This is a genomic window from Pseudomonas sp. W17, from assembly GCF_040268305.1.
In the GTDB taxonomy this organism is placed as follows: domain Bacteria; phylum Pseudomonadota; class Gammaproteobacteria; order Pseudomonadales; family Pseudomonadaceae; genus Aquipseudomonas; species Aquipseudomonas protegens.
Window position 1 is genome coordinate 6192258 of the sequence record NZ_CP158490.1, and the last position, 19382, is coordinate 6211639.

Consider the following 19382-nt stretch of genomic DNA (forward strand, 5'->3'; position numbering starts at 1 on the left):
CGCCGTTTTCATTACCAGTAGTTTTCCACCGCCACCTGCCCCGGTCGCCGGGTCAGGCTCAGGCTCATGCCCCGCTGCTTGAGCAGGGCGCGGGTGTCATCGATCATCTGCGGGTTGCCACAGAGCATCACCCGGGAGTGCTCGGGGCTCAGCTCCACGCCGGCGGCACGCTCCAGCTCACCGCTCTCGATCAACTGGGTGATGCGCCCGTTGAGGCTGCCCGGATGCTGCTCGCGGGTCACGGTGCTGATGAATTGCAGCTTGTGGGCAAATTCCGCCAGGTATTCGCGCTGGGGCAACTCGGCCAGCAGGCGCTGATAGGCCAGCTCCTTGGCCTCGCGCACGCTGTAGACCAGGATGATGCGTTCGAATTTTTCCCACACCTCGAAGTCCTGGAGGATCGACAGGAACGGCGCAATCCCGGTGCCGGTGGATAGCAGCCAGAGGTCGCGACCGTCGACGAATCGGTCCAGGGTCAGGTAGCCAAAGGCCTGGCGATCCACCAGCAGGCTGTCCCCCACTTCCAGGCGACTCAGCTCGCTGGTGAACTCGCCGCCGGGCACCACGATGGAAAAGAACTCGAGAAACTCATCGAACGGCGATGACACCATGGAATAGGCGCGCCACACCGTACTGCCGTCGGCCTTGGTCACCCCGAGGCGAGCGAACTGCCCGGCACGAAAGCGAAAACCCGCATCCCGGGTGGTGCGCAGGGTGAACAGGCTGGAGGTCAGGGGCTGGACCTCGAGCAGGGTCTGGCGGGTGTACTTTTCTTCACTGGCAGTCATGACAGGCTCCACAAAACCGATGCGCTAGTGTCCCGCAAAGCGCCGCGCAGAAACACCGGCGGTTTGTAGTGGCATAGAGCGCGGGCAATCAGCGACAAAAAAACGTACCATTTAGCCCCGCTTCGAACAGCCCGCACTGCCGCTGTCCGAGGGTTCCCGTGCGCTCGACAGCCCCCACCGCCGGGACACTCACCGATTACCTAGAGTCCGCCCCATGCCCCTGCTTGCAAGCTCCTTCGCCCAACTCGACCTGATCCGCCAGCCCGAACAGCAGAACGAGCCACTGCAAGCCTTCGACGCGGCGGACGAATACCTGCTCAACCATCTGGCCGAGCAGCAACCGACCAGCGACAGCCGGGTGCTGATCCTCAATGACAGCTTTGGCGCCCTGGCCGCGAGCCTGCAGGGCAAGGTCCAGGTCAGCAGCAGCGGCGATTCGTACCTGGGCGCCCTGGCCCTGGAAAAGAACCTGGCGCGCAACGGCCTGCCCTTCGACGCTCTGCGGGTGATACCGGCCAGCGAGCCGTTGCACGGCCCCTTCGACCGGGTGCTGATCCGCGTGCCCAAGACCCTGGCCCTGCTGGAAGAGCAACTGATCCGCCTGCAAGGGCACCTGGCCCCCGGCGCCCAGGTGGTGGCGGCGGCGATGGTCAAGCACCTGCCCCGCGCCGCCGGTGATTTGCTGGAGCGCTACATCGGCCCGGTCCAGGCCTCGCTGGCGGTGAAAAAGGCTCGGCTGCTGATTGCCACGCCGCAAGACAAGCAGCCCGTCGTGTCGCCCTACCCGACCCGCTATCGCCTGGAACAGCCGGCCATCGAACTGCTCAACCACGCCAACGTGTTCTGCCGTGAAGGCCTGGACATCGGCACCCGCGCCTTCCTCCCGCACCTGCCGCAGAACCTCGGCAGCGCCCGGGTCGCGGACCTGGGCTGCGGCAACGGCGTACTGGCCATCGCCAGCGCCCTGGACAACCCGCAAGCCCATTACACCCTGGTGGACGAATCCTTCATGGCGGTGCAGTCGGCCCGGGAAAACTGGCAGGCGGTGCTCGGTGAGCGCGAGGCCGAGATGCGCGCCGGCGACGGCCTGGCCGGGCAAGCGCCACAGTCCCTGGACGTGGTGCTGTGCAACCCGCCGTTCCACCAGCAGCAGGTGGTGGGCGACTTCCTCGCCTGGCGCATGTTCCAGCAGGCCCGGGAGGCCCTGGTGGTAGGGGGTGCACTGTACATCGTCGGCAACCGCCACCTGGGCTACCACAGCAAGCTGGCGCGGCTGTTCCGCGGCGTCGAGCAAGTGGCGGCAACCCCCAAGTTCGTCATCCTCAAGGCCCGCAAGTAAGGGCTCGCCAGAACACAGCGGCCTTTTCGACAGGCAAAAAAAACCCTCCGCCAAGGGAGGGTTGAAACCGTGCCGCAAGGCAACGGGATGGGATGATCAGTGGGTGGTCAGGCCTGCGGCATTCATGAACATGCGCATCAGGCTGGCGACCACGAACAGGGCCAGGACACTGCCGCCCCAGATCATTACCAGCCAACCCAGGCGCTGCCACAGCGGCTTCTTTTCCGCCTGTTCGATTTCCTGCAAAGAGTGTTTACCGCTCATGACCTCAACTCCTGCCTAACCCAAACCCTCGTAGGAGCTGGCTTGCCAGCGAAAGCGCAGGCCAGCTGGGCGCAAGGCCCCTTTCGCCGGCAAGCCGGCTCCTACCTAGTGATAACCGTCTTCGTGGGTGACCTTGCCGCGGAACACGTAGTAGCTCCAGAAGGTATAACCCAGGATGAACGGGATGATGAACAAGGTGCCCACCAGCATGAAGCCCTGGCTCTGCGGCGGCGCGGCGGCGTCCCAGATGGAGATCGACGGTGGCACTATGTTCGGCCACAGGCTGATGCCCAGGCCGCTGTAGCCGAGGAAGATCAGCACCAGGGTCAGCAGGAACGGCGTGTAGTGGGCGTTGCGGGCCACGGCGCGGAGCAGGCCGTACATGGTCACCAGCACCAGGATCGGCACCGGCAGGAACCAGAACAGGTTCGGCAGGGTGAACCAGCGCGCGGCAATCTCGGCGTGGGCCAGGGGCGTCCAGATACTGACGACGCCGATCACCGCCAGCACCACGTAGGCCAGGGGCCGCGCCAGGTCATGCATCTGCAGTTGCAGCTTGCCTTCGGTCTTCATGATCAGCCAGGTGCAGCCGAGCAAGGCATAGGCCACCACCAGCGCCAGGCCGCAGAACAGGGTGAAGGGGGTCAGCCAGTCCAGGGAACCGCCGGCGAACTGGCGGTTGACCACCGGCAGGCCATCGATGAATGCCCCCAGGGCCACGCCCTGAAAGAAGGTCGCCGCCACCGAGCCGCCGATGAAGGCCTTGTCCCAGATGTGGCGCTTGTCTTCCTTGGCCTTGAAGCGGAACTCGAAGGCCACGCCGCGGAAGATCAGGCCCACCAGCATCAGGATCAGCGGCAGGTAGAGTGCCGAGAGCACCACCGAGTAGGCCAGCGGGAAGGCGCCGAACAACGCCGCGCCGCCCAGTACCAGCCAGGTTTCGTTGCCGTCCCAGACTGGGGCGACGGTGTTCATCATCACGTCACGGTCGCGGTCGTCCTTGACGAACGGGAAGAGAATCCCGATCCCCAGGTCGAAGCCGTCCATGACCACGTACATCATGATGCCGAAGATGATAATCACGGCCCAGAGCAGCGGAAGATCAATACCCATGACTCAGTTCCCCTTGTTCAGGCGGGTGCCGTGGTCGGCGTCGTGGTCATCGTCGGCTGCGGACAGCGGACGGGCCGGGGTGCGTTTCTGTCCGGGGCCACCGTGGCTGGTTTCGGCACCTTCGTTGGTAACCGGGCCTTTGCGCACCAGGCGCATCATGTAGCCGATACCCACGCCGAACAGCGAGAAGTACACCACCACGAACAGCGCCAGGGTGATGCTCATCTGCACAAAGCTGTGGCCGGAAGAGGCATCCGCCGTGCGCATCAGGCCATAGACCACCCACGGCTGGCGGCCGATCTCGGTGGTGAACCAGCCGGCCAGGATCGCGATCAGCCCGGATGGGCCCATCCACAACGCCAGGTACAGGAAGGGGCGCGAAGTGTAGAGGGTGTCGCGCTTACGCAGCCAGAGGCTCCACAGGCCGGTGAAGATCATCAGCATGCCCAGGCCGACCATGATCCGGAACGACCAGAAGACGATGGTCGAGTTGGGCCGGTCCTCGGGTGGGAACTCCTTGAGCGCCGGAACCTGCTTGTCCAGCGAGTGGGTGAGGATCAGGCTGCCCAGGTAAGGGATTTCCACCGCGAACCTGGTTTTCTCGGCCTTCATGTCCGGCCAGCCGAAGAGGATCAGCGGGGTCGGCTCGTTGCCGACATTTTCCCAGTGGCCTTCAATGGCGGCGATTTTCGCCGGCTGGTGCTTGAGGGTGTTGAGCCCGTGGAAGTCGCCGATCACCGCCTGCACCGGCGCCACGATCAGGGCCATCCACATGGCCATCGACAGCATGCGACGAATGGCCGGGTTGTCCCGCCCGCGCAGCAAGTGCCAGGCTGCGGACGAACCGACGAAGAACGCCGTGGCGACGAACGCCGCTACAGCCATGTGCGCCAGGCGATAGGGGAATGATGGATTGAAGATCACCGCCAGCCAATCCACCGGGATCACCTGGCCATTGACGATTTCATAACCTTGCGGGGTCTGCATCCAGCTGTTGGACGAGAGGATCCAGAAGGTCGAGATCAGGGTGCCGATGGCCACCATCACCGTGGAGAAGAAGTGCAGCTTGCGCCCGACCTTGTTCCAGCCGAACAGCATGACCCCGAGGAAACCGGCTTCCAGGAAGAAGGCCGTGAGCACTTCATAGGTGAGCAAGGGGCCGGTGACGGAGCCGGCAAAGTCCGAGAAACGGCTCCAGTTGGTGCCGAACTGGTAGGCCATCACCAGGCCGGAGACCACGCCCATGCCGAAGTTGACGGCGAATATCTTCGACCAGAAGTGGTAGAGATCGCGGTAGGTGTCGTCGCGGGTCTTCAGCCAGAGGCCTTCGAGCACCGCCAGGTAGCTCGCCAGGCCGATGGTGATCGCCGGGAACAGGATGTGGAACGAGATGGTGAACGCGAACTGAATTCGGGCGAGATCTAGAGCCTCTAAACCGAACATAAGCTTTCCTCTGTCAGGTAATACCGGCTGCCGGCCAGAGGCCTGCACCCACTGCCCCCACGGATATGGAGTGCGGCGAATTCGGATTCGTTCTTTTTTAAACCATCGCTACGCAGGGATTCTGGCACTTGGCCCACCACATCAGCCTTTGCAAAAAGGTTTTGATCTGGATCAAGCAACGTTGAAAGAGTAGTCCTAAATTCGCCGCGCAACTCTGTGGTTATTTGCCGCGTGACAGCTTGCCTCACCCTGTCAAAACCGGGCTTTTCCCGGACATTTCCGCCTTAATGCGCAGGATCGCCGCCACCTTGGTGTCCATCGCGAGCGGCGATGGCGGGCACCGCCAAGGACCCGGCAAGATTTCCCCGGAAAACCGAGATAGATGCGCGGCTAACGAATTTTCCGCCGGCTGCAACCATTGGTTACATCTTGGTGATAATCTCGTTTCACTCCCCGCTCAGATTTGCCTCCAGATGCCCAGCCAAGACCCTCTGCTGCTCCGTCACCATCGTCCGTTCATCGCGTTCTGGCTGGCGCGGATCTTCACCGCCAGCGGCTTCCAGATGCTCACCGTGGCCATTGGCTGGAACCTCTATCAGCTCACCGGCAACGTGCTCGACCTGGGCCTGGTGGGGTTGGTGGAGTTCGCCCCGCGAGTGCTGTTCATGCTGCACACAGGGCATGTGGCCGACCGCTATGACCGGCGCCGAGTGGCGGCCATCTGCCAGTCGCTGCAGGCCTTGATCGCCCTGGCCCTGGCCATCGGCAGCCTGACCGACAACGTCACCCGGGAAATGATCTTCATCCTGGCCTTCCTCCTCGGCGGCGCCCGCTCCTTCGAAATGCCCACCACCCAGGCCCTGTTGCCGAGCATCGTGCCCAGCGCGCTGTTTCCCCGGGCGGTGGCCGCCGCGCAATCGGCGCAACAGTCGGCGACCATCGTCGCCCCGGCCCTGGGCGGCTTGCTGTATGCCTTCGGCAGCGTCTGGGTCTACGGCCCCACGGTGGTTCTGTACCTGATCGCCTGCCTGCTGATGCTCAACCTGCCGGCTCGGCAAACCCCGTTGAACAAGGGCAAGGCCACCATTGATTCGCTGCTGGCGGGCATCCGCTTCATCCGTAGCCGCCCGGACATCCTCGGCGCCATTTCCCTGGACCTGTTCGCGGTATTGCTGGGTGGCGCCACCGCGCTGCTGCCGGTGTTCGCCAAGGACATCCTGCTCACCGGCCCCTGGGGCCTGGGGCTGTTGCGTTCGGCGCCGGCGGTCGGCGCCTTGCTAATGTCCCTGTGGCTGGCGCGTTTTAGCGTCGAGCGCCAGGTCGGGCGGGTGATGTTCACCGCGATCGGGGTATTCGGCGTGGCCACCATCGCCTTCGGCCTCTCGACCTCGTTCTGGTTTTCCCTGACGGTGCTGGTGGTGCTAGGGGCGGCGGACATGATCAGCATGGTGATCCGTGCCTCCTTCGTGCAACTGGAGACCCCGGACGAAATGCGCGGCCGGGTCAGCGCGGTGAACGGCCTGTTCATCGGCGCCTCGAATCAGCTGGGGGAATTCGAATCCGGAGTCACCGCCCACTGGTTCGGCACGGTGCCGGCGGTGGTGCTGGGCGGGGTCGGCACGCTGCTGGTGACCGGGGTCTGGATCAAGCTGTTCCCGACCCTGGCCCAGCGGGACCGGATGATCGAGCACGTGGAAGAAGCCAAGGTGTAAATCCTCAGGCGGTTTGCCCCTGTAACAGCTTGTTGATCATTCTCTGCAATACAAAACCGCTACGAAGAGTGTAAGGTATCGCCTTACACTCGCACGCCATGATCAAGTCCTTTCAGTACAAAGGCCTGCGCGCCTTCTATGAAACCGGGTCGACTCGTGGAATACGGGCCAAGCATGCACGCCGGTTGGCCCGCCAGCTGTCGTTCATGGATCACGCCAGCGAACCGGCAGACCTCAATCTGCCGGGCTGGCGGCTGCACCCGCTCAGGGGCGACCTGCTTGGCTACTGGTCCCTGGTGGTGTCCGGCAACTGGCGAGTGATCTTTCGTTTCGTAGGTTCGGATATCGAGCTGGTGGATTATCTGGACTACCACTGAACAGGAGGCAGGATCATGCCCATCCACAACCCGCCCCACCCCGGTGACACCCTGCGCCTGGATATCTTGCCCGAACTGGGCATCAGCGTGACGGAGCTGGCGCGGCATATCGGCTACGCCCGCCCGCACCTGTCCAAGGTGCTGAACGGTCATGCGCCAATCCGCGCGGAACTGGCGGTCAAGCTGGAACGCGCCGGGATCGGCAAGGCCAAGGTCTGGCTGGCGGTACAGGCCGATTACGACATATGGCACACCGAGCAGGAACTGCAACCGGTGATCGAGCCCATCGTGGCCCATGTTGGCTGAGCCCTAAACCAGCAGCTCTCCAGCCACCTTGGCGCGCTTGCCGCGACCGCACAACGCTTCCACCAGGGCCAGGGCAAACGCCAGGGCCGCGGCGGAACCCTGGGCGGTGATGCAGTTGCCGTCCACCACCACCGGCTGATCGACAAAGGTGCAGCCCAGTAGCTGATGGCTGGCGCTGGGCAGGCAGGTCATGCGCCGCTGGCGCAGCACGCCATACGCCTGCAAGGCCAGGGCCGGGGCTTCGGCGATGCCGGCGAACAGGCGCCCCGCTGCGGCCTGATCCTTGACCAGTTGCTGCAGCGGTTGATGGGCCGCCAGGTGCTGGGCGCCCACCGCGCCGCCGGGCAATACGATCAGGTCGAAGCGCTGGGCCAGCACGTCCACCAACATGGCGTCGGCGGTCAAGCGGGTGCCCCGGGCGCAGGTGAGCATGCGCCGGCCTTCGACGCTGGCGGCCAGCACTTCGACTTCGGCACGGCGCAATACGTCGATCAGGGTCACGCTTTGCAGGTCGTCGATGCCTTCGGCAAGGGTGACCAGGGCTCTGAAGGTCATGGGGATGACTCCGCGTGGAGGTCTTTAGAGCTTAGTCAGCTTTGCCGGCTGCCGTTCAGGGCGCCGTCACTTGATGTAGATCTGCGCGCCCAGGCTGTTGCCCGGGGCGTTGAGCGAGGTGTTGCGGAAGCTGAAGGTGCCCTCCTGCTTGCCCGCCAGGTCGAAGATATAGACATAGCCGACGGTAGTCCCCGAGTTGCCGCAGGGCACATAGCTGGAGCCGTCCTCGCACACCGGCGAGCGGGTGCCATCGACCTCGAAGCCGTCCAGGGTCACATGAGGCTCGCGGCCATAGCCGATCTCCAGCACGTAGACCTTGATGTTCGAGCCGTTGTGATCGCACTGGGTCCGTTCACGGCCGTCGGAGACATCCTCCAGGCCGCAGGAAGGTGACAGCACCTTGAGAATCTCCACCCGGCTCAGCAGCGGGGCCGAGCGCGCCATGGCCGGGGCCGCCAGCCAGCAGGCTGTCGCGCCGAGCAATACCAGGGCTGTCATTTTCACTGTGCTGCGCATAAATCCCCCCTAAAACCAGGGCGCAGTATGCGCTACTTGCCAGCGCGGCAAAACATCGCCGACGATCGCAGCCATTGGCCCACGCTGCTGGTATGATGCGCGGCTTTTTCCGACCCAGCGCAAATCCGCAGGCACCTTATAAAGTCTGTGCTTTGCTGTTGGAGTCGATACATTCACGGCGCCCGGCGGCGCCACGGGGAGCAGACATGCTGGAAAGGCTGTTTCAACTCAAGGCACACAACACCAACGTGCGCACCGAGATTCTTGCGGGCGTGACCACCTTCCTGGCCATGGCCTACATCCTTTTCGTCAACCCGAGCATTCTCGGCGAGACGGGCATGGACAAGGGCGCGATCTTCGTTGCCACCTGCCTGGCGGCGGCCATCGGTTCCACCGTCATGGGCCTGATCGCCAACTACCCGATCGCCCTGGCGCCGGGCATGGGCCTGAACGCCTTCTTCACCTACACCGTGGTCCTGCACATGGGCCACACCTGGCAAGTGGCCCTGGGTGCCGTGTTCATCTCGGCGGTGCTGTTTTTCATACTGTCGATCTTCAAGATCCGCGAATGGATCATCAACAGCATCCCCCTGCCCCTGCGCTCGGCCATTGCCGCCGGTATCGGCCTGTTCCTGGCGCTGATCGCCCTGCATAACGCCGAGATCGTGGTGGGCAACTCGTCGACCCTGGTAGGGCTGGGCGACCTGAGCAAACCGGCACCTATCCTCGCGGCCCTGGGCTTTGCCCTGATCGTGGCCCTGGAGGCCCTGAAAGTGCGCGGCGCGGTGCTGATCGGCATTCTCGCGGTGACCATCGTCTCGATTCTCATGGGCGTCACCCCGTTCGGCGGCGTGACCTCGATGCCACCGTCCCTGGCCCCGACCTTCCTGCAACTGGACATCAAGGGCGCCCTGGATATCGGCCTGATCAGCGTGATCTTCGCCTTCCTGTTCGTCGATCTGTTCGACAACTCCGGCACCCTGATCGGCGTCGCCAAGCGCGCCGGCCTGATGGGCAAGGACGGCCACATGCCGAAAATGGGCCGGGCGCTGATCGCCGACAGCACCGCCGCCATGGCCGGTTCCTTGCTGGGCACCTCGACCACCACCAGCTACATCGAATCCGCGGCGGGCGTGAGCGCCGGCGGCCGCACCGGCCTGACCGCCATCGTGGTGGCGATCATGTTCCTGCTGGCGCTGTTCTTCTCGCCACTGGCGGCCAGCGTACCCGCCTTCGCCACCGCACCGGCCCTGCTGTTCGTCGCCGTGCTGATGACCTCGGGCCTGGCGGAAATCGACTGGGAAGACATCACCGTCGCCGCTCCCGTGGTCGTCACCGCCCTGGCCATGCCGTTCACCTATTCCATCGCCAACGGCATCGCCTTCGGCTTCATCGCCTGGACCGTGATCAAACTGCTGTCGGGCCGTGCCCGTGAGCTGAACGCGCCTCTGGTGATCCTGTCGATCCTGTTCGTGATCAAGCTCGGTTACCCCGCATGACTTTTGACGCCGCAAGCTACACCACCCAGTTGAATGACAAGGTCGCGCGCTTGCGCGACCTGCTGGCCCCCTTCGATGCGCCCGAGCCTCAGGTCTTCGACTCGCCCCTGCAGAACTTCCGCCTGCGGGCAGAGTTCCGCCTGTGGCGCGAGGCCGGTGAACGGCACTACGCGATGTTTTCCCAGGACGACAAGCGCACGCCGATCCTCATCGAGGAGTTCCCCATCGCCAGCCAGCGCATCAACCAGTTGATGCCCCAGCTCAAGACCGCCTGGCAAGCCAGCGCGCCCCTGAGCCACAAGCTGTTCCAGGTGGAGTTCCTCACCACCCTGGCCGGCGACGCGATGATCACCCTGTGCTACCACCGCCCCCTGGACGAGCACTGGCACAAGGCCGCGAGCCAGCTGGCTGCCGACCTCAAGGTCAGCGTGATCGGCCGCTCCAAGGGCAAGCGCGAGGTTATCGGCCAGGACTACGTGGTGGAAAAGCTCGAAGTCGGCGGGCGTACCTTCAGCTACCGCCAGCCCGAAGGCGCCTTCACCCAGCCCAACGGCACGGTGAACCAGAAGATGCTCAACTGGGCTTATGAAGTCCTGGGCGAGCGCGAGGACGACCTGCTGGAACTGTACTGCGGCAACGGCAACTTCACCCTGCCCCTGGCCACCCGGGTGCGCAAGGTGCTGGCCACCGAGATCAGCAAGACCTCGGTCAACGCCGCCTTGAGCAACCTCAGCGAAAACGCTGTGGATAACGTCACCCTGGTGCGTCTGTCCGCTGAGGAACTGACTGAAGCCCTGAACGACGTGCGCCCGTTCCGCCGCCTGCATGGCGTGGATCTGAAGAGCTACGAGTTCGGCAGCGTGTTCGTCGACCCGCCCCGGGCCGGCATGGACCCGGACACCTGCGAACTGACCCGGCGCTTCGACAACATCCTGTACATCTCCTGCAACCCGGAAACCCTGGCGGCCAACATCGCCCAGTTGCACGACACCCACCGCATCACCCGTTGTGCTCTATTCGACCAGTTCCCCTGGACCCACCACATGGAATCCGGAGTCCTGCTGACCCGCCGCTGATTTGCCGTGCAATAGCCAACAGCCGTCCTCGTGACGGCTGTTTGCATTCTGTCTCCCCCTCCGTAGGAGCCGGCTTGCCGGCGAAGAGGCCCCTGAGCCTTGTGCCAATCCGGCCGACGCCTTCGCTGGCAAGCCAGCTCCTACAGGGTAGGTGCGGCGGCACTGGTGTCAGCCCGTGGGGCGGAAGTAGCCGGCCAGTTGCTGCAGGTCCTGTTCGTTGAGCAGGCCGGCGTAGTACTTGAGCTGGATCCGCGCCAACAGGTAAGCATGCCGGGCATCCGCCAGGTCACGGCGGGCGGTAAACAGTTGTTGCTCGGCGTCCAGTACATCCAGGTTGACCCGCTCGCCGCCGTGCACGCTTTTCTGGGTCGCGGTCACCAGGGCCTCGGCGGAGCTGACGGCCATTTCATAGGCCCGGACCTTGGCCGCGGCGCTGGTATTGAGGTTGAACTGCTTGCGCAGTTCGTTGAGGGTGGTGGCGGTCTTGGCGTCCAGTTCGAACTGGGCCTGGGACAGCTGGCTGGCCGCCTGTCGGGTCGAGGCCGATACCGAGCCACCGGCAAACAGCGGCAGGCTGACCTGGATGCCCACGGTATTGGTGTCGTACTTCTGGTTGTAGGAGCTTTCCGAATCGGAACTGGTCTGACGGCTGCTGGCATACAAACTCACCTTGGGCAGGTGCCCGGCGCGCTTGCGTTCCACTTCGTACTCCGCCACTCGCAGCGCCTGCTGCTGGGACGCCAGGTCCGGGTTGTTGGCCATGGCCAGGTCACGCCAGCTGTCGAAGCGGTTGGGCAGCAGCGGCTGGATCTGGAACTGCCGGGTCAGCGGATCCAGTTGTTCGATCTGCAACGGTTCGCCAACGATGGCTTGCAGCTCGCGCAGGGCGGCATCCTGCTGGTCCTGGGCCTCGATCTCCTGCGCCAGGGCCAGGCTCAGCCGGGCCTGGGTCTCCAGCACATCGGTGCGGGTGCCCTCGCCGCCCTTGAGCAGGCGTTCGTTGAGCTGCAAGCGTTCGGCGTAGGCACGCTTCTGCGCCCGGCTCAGTTCGATGCGCTCCTGGGCCAACAGCGCCTGGCTGTAGGCACTGAGCAGGCGTACCGCCAGTTCCTGGCTCTTGCCGCGAAAGCGCTCATCGGAAAACAGCGCCTGGGCCGAGCCCTGGCGGTAGCGCGCATAGGCTTCGTAGTCCAGCAGCGGTTGCTGCAGGGTCAGGGTCGAGGCGTAGCTGCGGTAGTCCCGGTCATTGGTGACATCACCGCCAACCGTCTCCTGGGTCACTTCGGACTGGTTGCGCGAATTGTTGTAGCTCCAGGACAGGTTCGGCAGCAGCCCGGCACGGCCGATGGCGCGGTTCTGTTCCCCGGCATCGTGTTCCTTGATCGCCGCCTGGAAGGTCGGGTCATTGCGCAAGGCCAGGTCATAGGCGTCCAGCAAGCCCAGGGCCTGGACCGACGGGCTGCTCAACAGGCACAGCAGGGACAGGTAGCACCAGGCTCGAATCATTCTTCCACCAACGCCATGTGAGTCCGGTCCAGCAGGGGCTTGAACAGGTAATTGAGCATCGAGCGTTCGCCGGTACGGACAAAGGCTTCCACCGGCATTCCCGGGCGGATCTGCAAGCCCTGCAACTGTTGCATGCCCTGGGCGCTGACCGTGGCCCGCAGGGTGTAGTAAGGCTCCTCGGTGCGCTCGTCCACCTGCCGGTCGGCGGACACCAGGGTCACCTCCCCCGGCACCCTGGGCGTGGTGCTCTGGTTGAAGGCCGAGAACATCAGCTCCACCGGCAGCCCCGGGTGCACCTTGTCCACCAGTTGCACCGGCACCCGCGCCTCCACCAGCAGCGGCTCGTCCTGGGGCACGATGTCCATCAGCGGCTGGCCCGGCTTGATCACCCCACCTTCGGTGTAGACCTCCAGCCCCACCACCACCCCGGCGGCCGGGGCGCGCACCTGGCTGTTGGCCAGTTCGAACTCGGCGGACGCCAGGCGATTGCGCAGGTCTTCGGTGCGCACCCGGGTATCGGCCAACTGGCTGCGCAGGTCTTTCTGGAAATCCTCGGTGGTCTGGCGGATGCGCAGGCGCAGTTCGAGGATCTGCCGCTGCAATTGGCCGATGCGGCCGAAGTCCTCGGCGATCGAGCCATCGATCTGCGCGTATAGGCGCTCGCTGTCCAACAGCCGGTTGCGCGGGATATAGCCGTCCCGGGCCAGTTCCCGCAGCCCCTGCAACTGTTCATTCAAGGCGCGGCGCTGCGCCAACTTGCTGGCCTGGGAATCCCGGGTGCCACGCAACTGCGCCTCGGAGCCGGCGATGGTTTCGGCAATCCCCTGCTGCTCCATGCTCAGGGCCTGGCGCCGGCTGCTGAACAGCTGCCGTTGCAGCGCCAGGCTGGCGGCCACGTCCGGCTCGCTGGCCAGGGCCTGAAGTTGCGGGTCGAAGACGATATCGCTGGCGCCGTCGCGCTCGGCATTGAGCCGCGCTTCGCTGGCCAGCGAGCCCAGGTACTGGCTGCGCAGGGACTGCATCTGGGTGCGCAGCGGCGTCTCGTTGAGGCGCAGCAGCACCTGCCCGGCGCTGACCCGATCGCCTTCCTTGACCTCGATCCGCTCGACGATGCCGCCGCTCTGGTGCTGCACGGTCTTGCGATGGCCCGAGACCATGACCTTGCCCGACACCGCCACGCCCTTGTCCAGCGGCGCCAGGGCGGCCCAGCCGATAAACCCGGCAAAACCTCCCAGCACCAGGAGCCAACCGAGCCGTGAGTACTTCCTGTCGTCCAGGGACAACACATTGCTGGCGGCCGGCCCCGCGACCGGCGCAGCAGGACCTGTGGATAAATTCGCCTTCATGCCTTTTTCCCTTCGCCGCCGGCCACGCCCAGGCGGTAGTTCATGTTCAAGCTGGTCACCGGGCTGCTCGCCGGATTGCTCATCGGTACAGCCGGCGGCGGCGCGGCCTTGGCCTTGTTCGCCTCCAGCACCCGCGCCGTAGGACCATAGGCCTGCAACTGGCCGTCGCGCAGGATCATCAACTGGTCGGTCAGGGTCAGCACGTTGGGCTTGTGGGTAATCAGCACCAGGGTCCGCTGCTGTTGCTTGAGCTGGCTGATGGCCTGCAGCAGCGCCTGCTCGCCGGCTTCATCGAGGTTGGAATTGGGCTCGTCGAGCACGATCAGCGCCGGCAGGCCGTACAGCGCCCGGGCCAAGCCGATGCGCTGGCGCTGGCCACCGGACAACCCGGCACCGCCCTCGCCCAGGCGCGTGTCATAGCCCTGGGGCAATTGCAGGATCAGCTCATGCACCCCGGCCATTTGTGCGGCCTGCAGGACCTGATCCGAGTCCAGCTGGGCAAAACGCGCGATGTTCTCGGCGATGCTGCCGGCGAACAGCTGGATGTCCTGGGGCAGGTAACCGATATGCGGCCCCAGTTGCTGCCTGTCCCACTGAGCCAGGTCTGCGCCATCCAGGCGTACCTTTCCCGTCAGGGGCGTCCAGGCACCGACCAGCAGCCGGGCCAGGGTCGACTTGCCACAGCCGGAAGGGCCAATCACCCCCAGCACCTGGCCAGCCTCCAGGGTGAAGCCAAGGTTGCTCAAGGCCGGGCGACGACTGCCCGGTGCACAGGCGCTCAACTGTTCGACGCTCAACTTGCCCTTGGGCGTCGGCAGGCTCATGCGTGCCGGGCGCGGCGGGTTGGCCTGCAACAACTCGGACAAACGCTCGTAGGCCAGGCGCGCCGAACTCCATTGCTTCCATACCGCGATCAACTGGTCGATGGGGCTGAGCACGCGGCCCATTAGGATCGAGCCGGCGATCATCATCCCCGGGGTGATCTGGCCCTGCACCGCCAGCCAGGCGCCCAGGCCCAGCACCAGGGACTGCAGGGCCATGCGCACGCCCTTGGACCAGGCGCTGATGGTGGCGGTCTTTTCGCTGGCCAGGTTCTGCTGGGCCAGAAAGCCCTGGTGGCCAATGAACCAGCGCTCGCGCAGGGCGCCGAGCATGCCCATGGCTTCGATCGCGTCGGCATTGCGCAGGTTGGCGGTGGCCTGCTGGCTGGTGATGATCGACAACTGGCTGGCCTGGGCCAGCGGCGCCTGGCAAATGTGCTGGTTGATCCAGGCCAGCGCCACCAGCAGCACCGCACCGGCCAGGGCCAGCAGGCCGAGCCAGGGGTGAAAGAGAAAGATCACCAGCAGGTAGACCGGAAACCAGGGCGCATCGAAGAACGCGAACAAGGCATTGCCGGTGGCGAACTGGCGCAGCGCGGTCAGGTCGTTCAGAGCCTGGCCGGCGGCCTGGGGGCTGCCCTTGAGCTGGGCTTCGAAAGCGGCGTCATACACCCGCTGGTTCAGGCGCATGTCCATCTGGGTACCGAGGTGGATCACCACCTGGCTACGCACCCACTCCAACGCCCCCATCAGGCCGAACAGGCCGAGGATCATCAGCGTCAGCATCAGCAGGGTCATCTGATTGCCCGAGGCCAGTACCCGGTCGTAGACCTGCAGCATGTAAAGGGCCGGGGCCAGCATCAGCAGGTTGATCACCGCCGAGAACAGGCCGATGTTGAAAAAGCCGCCCTTGTAGGCCGTCAAGGCCGCCAGCGTCTCGGAAGCGGCAAGTGGATTCGGCCTGCTCATCAAGGTGTCCTGTGGAGAGTTTAGGGTTACAGGGCCTTCCGCTCGGGCAGAGCGGAACGACAAGAGGCGCGCCCGGTGCGTTGACAGGCACCACGGCGCTCCCCAGAATTTGCCACCGCCGCCGCCCTGGCCTTCGAAAACTCGGGCGACGGAGGTGAGTCAAGCCAGCGAATGGAGGAGCGATCCTGCATTCGCTTTTTTATGCCTCAGGCCTGCACTCAGGCGGCCAGCGCCCAGTCCTGGGCCACGTCCTGCACACCCACCAGGCCAACATCGGCAGCGGCTGCGGCAGCCGGGTTGACGTGAGCAACGCCAGCAGCGGCCAGGTCGTCAAAGGTGGAGTTCACCGACAGGCTTGGGTCGATCGCCTTGAGCAGGGCATCGATCTCGCCGGCCAGCGCCGAGCTGTCACCACTCATCAGGCCGTAGACCACCTTGTGCACTTCGCCTGCACGGCCTTCTTCCTTCAGGCTGTTGAGGCCCAGGTTGGTGAAGCTGACTTCCTGGCTGACCAGGTTGTAGTTGCTGCCCGAACCACCGGCGAGGGTGTCGCCCAGGGAGATAGTGTCCACCGAGCCCCACAGGGTGTGGCTTGGGTTGCTGAACAGGGTGTAGTGCAGGTTGCCGTCGGCGACGAAGGCCGCGTCACTGGCGGTGCTCTTGATGGCGTACTGGGTGCCGTCGAACGGGCCCGGGTTGAAGCCTCCGGTGTTGGTGCCGTCGACCACTTCGCCTGGGCGGTGGTTGACGTCGCCGAAGTAGGCCGACCAGTCAGTCAGGTATTGCGCAACAGTATTACCGCCGTAGGTAGCGCTGTAAGAGATCGAAATGCTCATGCAAAACTCCAATACATTAGGGGGTCATGTCCGCAGCACGCCACTGCCTGCTGCGGTTTTGCCCATCAATGGGCAAAAGCGGTCAGAACTGATACTCCACGGTGCCCTGCAAGGTCCGGCCACGGCCGAGGGTGAAGGCCAGGACATCGCCGAGTGGCACCAGGTAGGCGCGGTCGGTGACGTTTTCCATGGCCAGGCGCAGGGTCAGTTCTTCAGTGGCCCGGTAGCTGCCATACAGGTCGTAGACGGTGTAGGGCTTCCAGTCGGCCGGGTAGACACCGGTCTGGCTCACGGTGCCGGTGGCGGAGCCGGCGATCGAATAGCCGGCGCTGTAGCGGGCCCGGGCGCCGATATCCAGCTTGCGGTCGAAAAAGCGTGCGCCCAGGGTCAGGGTGCCGCGGTCCATGGGCATGTGTTCGGCCGAACCGAGGATCGCCGCATTGCAGCGGCTGGCGTTGTTGGCCGCATCATCGGGGCGCATGCCGGTGACGATCGCACCACGCCCACTGCCATTCTTCACCGGCTGGGTCACGCCCCCCAGCCAGGCGATTTTCGTGCAGAAATCGTTGTCGCCGATCATGCGGGTGTAGTTCAGCTGGCCGTAGGCGCGACCGGCGTCATAGTCCAGCTGGTACTCCACGCCCTTGAAGCGGGTGCTGCTGAGGTCGTTGACATAGGCACTGTTGCCGATGCCGGGCGAGCCGTAGCCAGGGGGCTGCACACCCATGGCCATATAGATGAAGTCATCGACCCGGGTATCGAAGTACGCCACCTTGATCCCCAGGCGGTCATCGTTGAACCAGAGGTTTTCCTTGAAGACGTTGACCCCCGCTTCCCAGGTGCTGGAGCGCTCCGGCTTGAGGAAGGGGTTGGGGAAGGTGCTCTCCGAGCCGCCGCCATGGGGCCGGCCGGTGATCATGGTTTCGGTCACCGCCGGTGGCCGCCAGCCCTTGCCATAGCTGGCGAACAACTGCAGCCATTCGACGCCCGGCTTGACCGACAGGCCGAAGGTCGGCGAGAAGCGCCCTTCCTCGTTGTCGATGTCATAGGCCACCGGCACCGAAATCTGCTGGGGCGTCTTGCCGATCACGAAGGTGCGGGTGTTGATTCCGGTCTCGCCCCGCAGGCGGTAGCGGTCGTAGCGCAAACCGGCGTTGAGGTTCAGCCAGCCGTCGTAGTCGAAGTCCAGGCGGGTGAACAGACTGCCCAGGACACGATCGCCCTCGGGGGTCATGCTGGCCGCGGGCGAAGCGCTGACCGCCGATCCTTTGGGCACCGGCTGGCTGGAGTCGGGGCGGACCTTGTCATAGAAGAATTCCAGACCGTAGTTGGCCTTCAGCGTGGCCAGCTCGCCGAGCGCGAAGGTCGAGGTGTTCTGCGCCTGAGCGCCATAGGTGTCGGTCTGGTAGGTGATCGAGTAGCCGGGGCTGCTGCGCCGGGTCAGGGTGCTCTGGTCGTTGCTGTTGTCGACGTAGTAGAGCTTGGCCTTGAAGTCGATCAGCGGGTTGTCCGGGGTGTAGCTGTAGTCGAGGCCGAAGTTCTGCGAGCGCACATCGCTGCTGCCGAGCTTTTCCCAGAGCTGTTGCTTGTTCTCGACGTTCATCATGTTGGCGTCGTCGTAGGACACCTGGGTGGTCAGGTAGCTCAGTTGCAGACGCTGGTCCTGGGGCAGGTTGAGCCCCAGCTTGGCCAGGCGCGAACGCATCACGGAAGCGGAATAGGCCACCTTGGAATTCTTCACCCGGTCATTGATCGACGGGTCCATCCAACTGCCAGTACGCAGCTCGCCAATGCCGCCCTTGGTCCCCGGGTTGTAGTCCCCCAGGTGCCGTTCACTGGCGGCCAGCAGCATGTCCCAGACCTCGGTGCCGATGGCGAAGGCGGTGCTGCCGATGAAATGGGTGCCGTTGCTGCGGCCACCCAGGCCGCTAGTCACGCGGATCCGGCCACCGATTTCCTGGCCGGGCTTGAGCAGGTCACGGGCTTCGACGGTACGAAAATTGGCGACCCCGCCAATCACCCCGGCGCCGCCCATGGTCGAAGTGGCGCCCTTCTCCACCATCACCTCGGAGAGCAGCTCGGGGTCGACGTAGAGGGTGCCGTTGCGCTGCTGGTGGCCGCTCTGCTGGTAGTTCTGGCGCATGCCGTCCACTGACATGTTGACCCGACCATAGTCCTGGAGGCCGCGGATATTCACGGACAGGCCCGGGTCCTGCTGGCTGACTGCCGAATACACACCGGAGGTTTCCTCCAGCATGTCGGCCGCGTGCCGGGGCGGGTTGCGATCGAGCTGCTCGCGGCCGACCACGCTCACCGAACGCGGCGCGTTATACACCCAGTCGCTCTGGCGGCCTTCGAGGTTGCCGGAGATGGTGGTGGGCGCCAGGGCCAGGGCGCCGTCACGGCCGGTTTCCACCCGGCTCAGGGTCACTTGGCGCTCGCCGGTGAAGCGGTACTGCACCGGCGCATTGCCCAACAACCGCGCCAGGCCCTCCTCGGCGCTGTAGCGGCCCTTGAGCGACGAGCTGTGCAAGCCATGCAGGCGCAGGCTGTCGAACAGCACCTGCACCCCGGCCTGCTCGGCAAACACCAGCACCGCACTGCCAAGGGCCTGGGCGGGGATATCGAAATCCATCTCGCGTTGCTGCTGGGCGCTCTGTGGGGCTGCATCCACAGGCTCTGCCGCGTGCAGCAAACCGCCTCCTGCCAACAGCCCTGCGACGCCCAAGTGAATGGCCAGGGCCAAACGACTTGCTGCGTGAATTCCAGTGCGACTGCCTACCCTCATGTCCCTTGTTCCTGCGCTGGCTATTTTTGTTTATGCGAATGCATCTCAATTAGCTAGACGTGCCAGACAGGAAAACTCAGTAAGGTTTTTTCCAATTATTTTGCACAAGGGTGGAAAAAGGCCCGCAG

The 19382-nt window shown here is 64.5% G+C and carries 17 protein-coding genes; 6 read left to right on the forward strand and 11 right to left on the reverse strand.

What is annotated here, in order from left to right; all coding sequences use genetic code 11:
- Positions 1–11: 11 nt before the first annotated feature.
- Positions 12–788 carry a ferredoxin--NADP reductase gene (locus ABCR88_RS28460; RefSeq protein WP_053153998.1) on the reverse strand — a complete coding sequence of 259 codons (777 nt, stop codon included), beginning with the start codon at positions 786–788 and terminating at the stop codon, positions 12–14.
- Between the two features lie 214 nt (positions 789–1002).
- On the opposite strand from ABCR88_RS28460, the gene ABCR88_RS28465 reads away from it, so the two are divergent.
- On the forward strand, positions 1003–2127 hold the full coding sequence (locus tag ABCR88_RS28465) for a methyltransferase (RefSeq protein ID WP_350403740.1): 1125 nt from the start codon (positions 1003–1005) through the stop codon (positions 2125–2127).
- Between the two features lie 96 nt (positions 2128–2223).
- Here the strand turns inward: ABCR88_RS28465 and ABCR88_RS28470 are convergent, their stop codons facing one another.
- The 3 genes from ABCR88_RS28470 to ABCR88_RS28480 form a co-directional block, all read right to left on the reverse strand.
- Positions 2224–2391, reverse strand: coding sequence for a DUF2474 domain-containing protein (locus ABCR88_RS28470; RefSeq protein ID WP_011063586.1), 168 nt, complete (start codon positions 2389–2391; stop codon positions 2224–2226).
- Positions 2392–2496: 105 nt separating this feature from the next.
- Complete coding sequence (gene cydB, locus ABCR88_RS28475; protein ID WP_011063587.1) at positions 2497–3504, reverse strand: cytochrome d ubiquinol oxidase subunit II; 1008 nt, start codon at positions 3502–3504, stop codon at positions 2497–2499.
- A gap of 3 nt (positions 3505–3507) precedes the next feature.
- Positions 3508–4947: a cytochrome ubiquinol oxidase subunit I gene (locus tag ABCR88_RS28480; protein WP_011063588.1), complete on the reverse strand. Its 1440-nt coding sequence runs from the start codon at positions 4945–4947 to the stop codon at positions 3508–3510.
- Positions 4948–5420: 473 nt separating this feature from the next.
- On the opposite strand from ABCR88_RS28480, the gene ABCR88_RS28485 reads away from it, so the two are divergent.
- The 3 genes from ABCR88_RS28485 to ABCR88_RS28495 all read left to right on the forward strand — a co-directional run bounded on the left by ABCR88_RS28485 (position 5421) and on the right by ABCR88_RS28495 (position 7342).
- Complete coding sequence (locus tag ABCR88_RS28485; protein ID WP_350403741.1) at positions 5421–6659, forward strand: MFS transporter; 1239 nt, start codon at positions 5421–5423, stop codon at positions 6657–6659.
- A 98-nt stretch (positions 6660–6757) separates the two neighbouring features.
- The gene (locus ABCR88_RS28490; protein ID WP_325985262.1) at positions 6758–7036 is read left to right on the forward strand and encodes a type II toxin-antitoxin system RelE/ParE family toxin; all 279 of its coding nucleotides are present in this window, start codon (positions 6758–6760) and stop codon (positions 7034–7036) included.
- Between the two features lie 15 nt (positions 7037–7051).
- On the forward strand, positions 7052–7342 hold the full coding sequence (locus tag ABCR88_RS28495) for a HigA family addiction module antitoxin (RefSeq protein ID WP_053160128.1): 291 nt from the start codon (positions 7052–7054) through the stop codon (positions 7340–7342).
- 3 nt (positions 7343–7345) lie between these two features.
- On the opposite strand, the gene ABCR88_RS28500 is transcribed toward ABCR88_RS28495, so the two are convergent.
- Both ABCR88_RS28500 and ABCR88_RS28505 read right to left on the reverse strand, forming a co-directional pair.
- The gene (locus ABCR88_RS28500) at positions 7346–7897 is read right to left on the reverse strand and encodes a DJ-1 family glyoxalase III (protein WP_350403742.1); all 552 of its coding nucleotides are present in this window, start codon (positions 7895–7897) and stop codon (positions 7346–7348) included.
- A 66-nt stretch (positions 7898–7963) separates the two neighbouring features.
- The gene (locus tag ABCR88_RS28505) at positions 7964–8413 is read right to left on the reverse strand and encodes a DUF4879 domain-containing protein (RefSeq protein WP_350403743.1); all 450 of its coding nucleotides are present in this window, start codon (positions 8411–8413) and stop codon (positions 7964–7966) included.
- A gap of 206 nt (positions 8414–8619) precedes the next feature.
- On the opposite strand from ABCR88_RS28505, the gene ABCR88_RS28510 reads away from it, so the two are divergent.
- A complete protein-coding gene (locus tag ABCR88_RS28510) occupies positions 8620–9912 on the forward strand; it encodes an NCS2 family permease (protein ID WP_041119966.1) in 1293 nt (430 codons plus the stop codon).
- Positions 9909–10988 (forward strand): tRNA (uridine(54)-C5)-methyltransferase TrmA, encoded by a 1080-nt coding sequence (trmA, locus tag ABCR88_RS28515; protein ID WP_350403744.1) that lies wholly within the window; start codon positions 9909–9911, stop codon positions 10986–10988. The genes ABCR88_RS28510 and trmA overlap by 4 nt, the downstream gene beginning before the upstream one ends.
- Before the next feature lie 168 nt (positions 10989–11156).
- On the opposite strand, the gene ABCR88_RS28520 is transcribed toward trmA, so the two are convergent.
- From ABCR88_RS28520 to ABCR88_RS28540, 5 genes are all read right to left on the reverse strand, one after another.
- Positions 11157–12494 carry a TolC family outer membrane protein gene (locus tag ABCR88_RS28520; RefSeq protein WP_350403745.1) on the reverse strand — a complete coding sequence of 446 codons (1338 nt, stop codon included), beginning with the start codon at positions 12492–12494 and terminating at the stop codon, positions 11157–11159.
- Positions 12491–13840, reverse strand: coding sequence for an HlyD family type I secretion periplasmic adaptor subunit (locus ABCR88_RS28525; RefSeq protein ID WP_232644529.1), 1350 nt, complete (start codon positions 13838–13840; stop codon positions 12491–12493). Before ABCR88_RS28525 ends, ABCR88_RS28520 begins: the two co-directional genes overlap by 4 nt.
- Positions 13837–15630, reverse strand: coding sequence for a type I secretion system permease/ATPase (locus tag ABCR88_RS28530; protein ID WP_350403746.1), 1794 nt, complete (start codon positions 15628–15630; stop codon positions 13837–13839). Before ABCR88_RS28530 ends, ABCR88_RS28525 begins: the two co-directional genes overlap by 4 nt.
- 218 nt (positions 15631–15848) lie before the next feature.
- A complete protein-coding gene (locus ABCR88_RS28535; protein WP_011063600.1) occupies positions 15849–16466 on the reverse strand; it encodes a heme acquisition protein HasA in 618 nt (205 codons plus the stop codon).
- 82 nt (positions 16467–16548) lie between these two features.
- On the reverse strand, positions 16549–19254 hold the full coding sequence (locus ABCR88_RS28540; RefSeq protein ID WP_041119970.1) for a TonB-dependent receptor: 2706 nt from the start codon (positions 19252–19254) through the stop codon (positions 16549–16551).
- Positions 19255–19382: the final 128 nt, after the last annotated feature.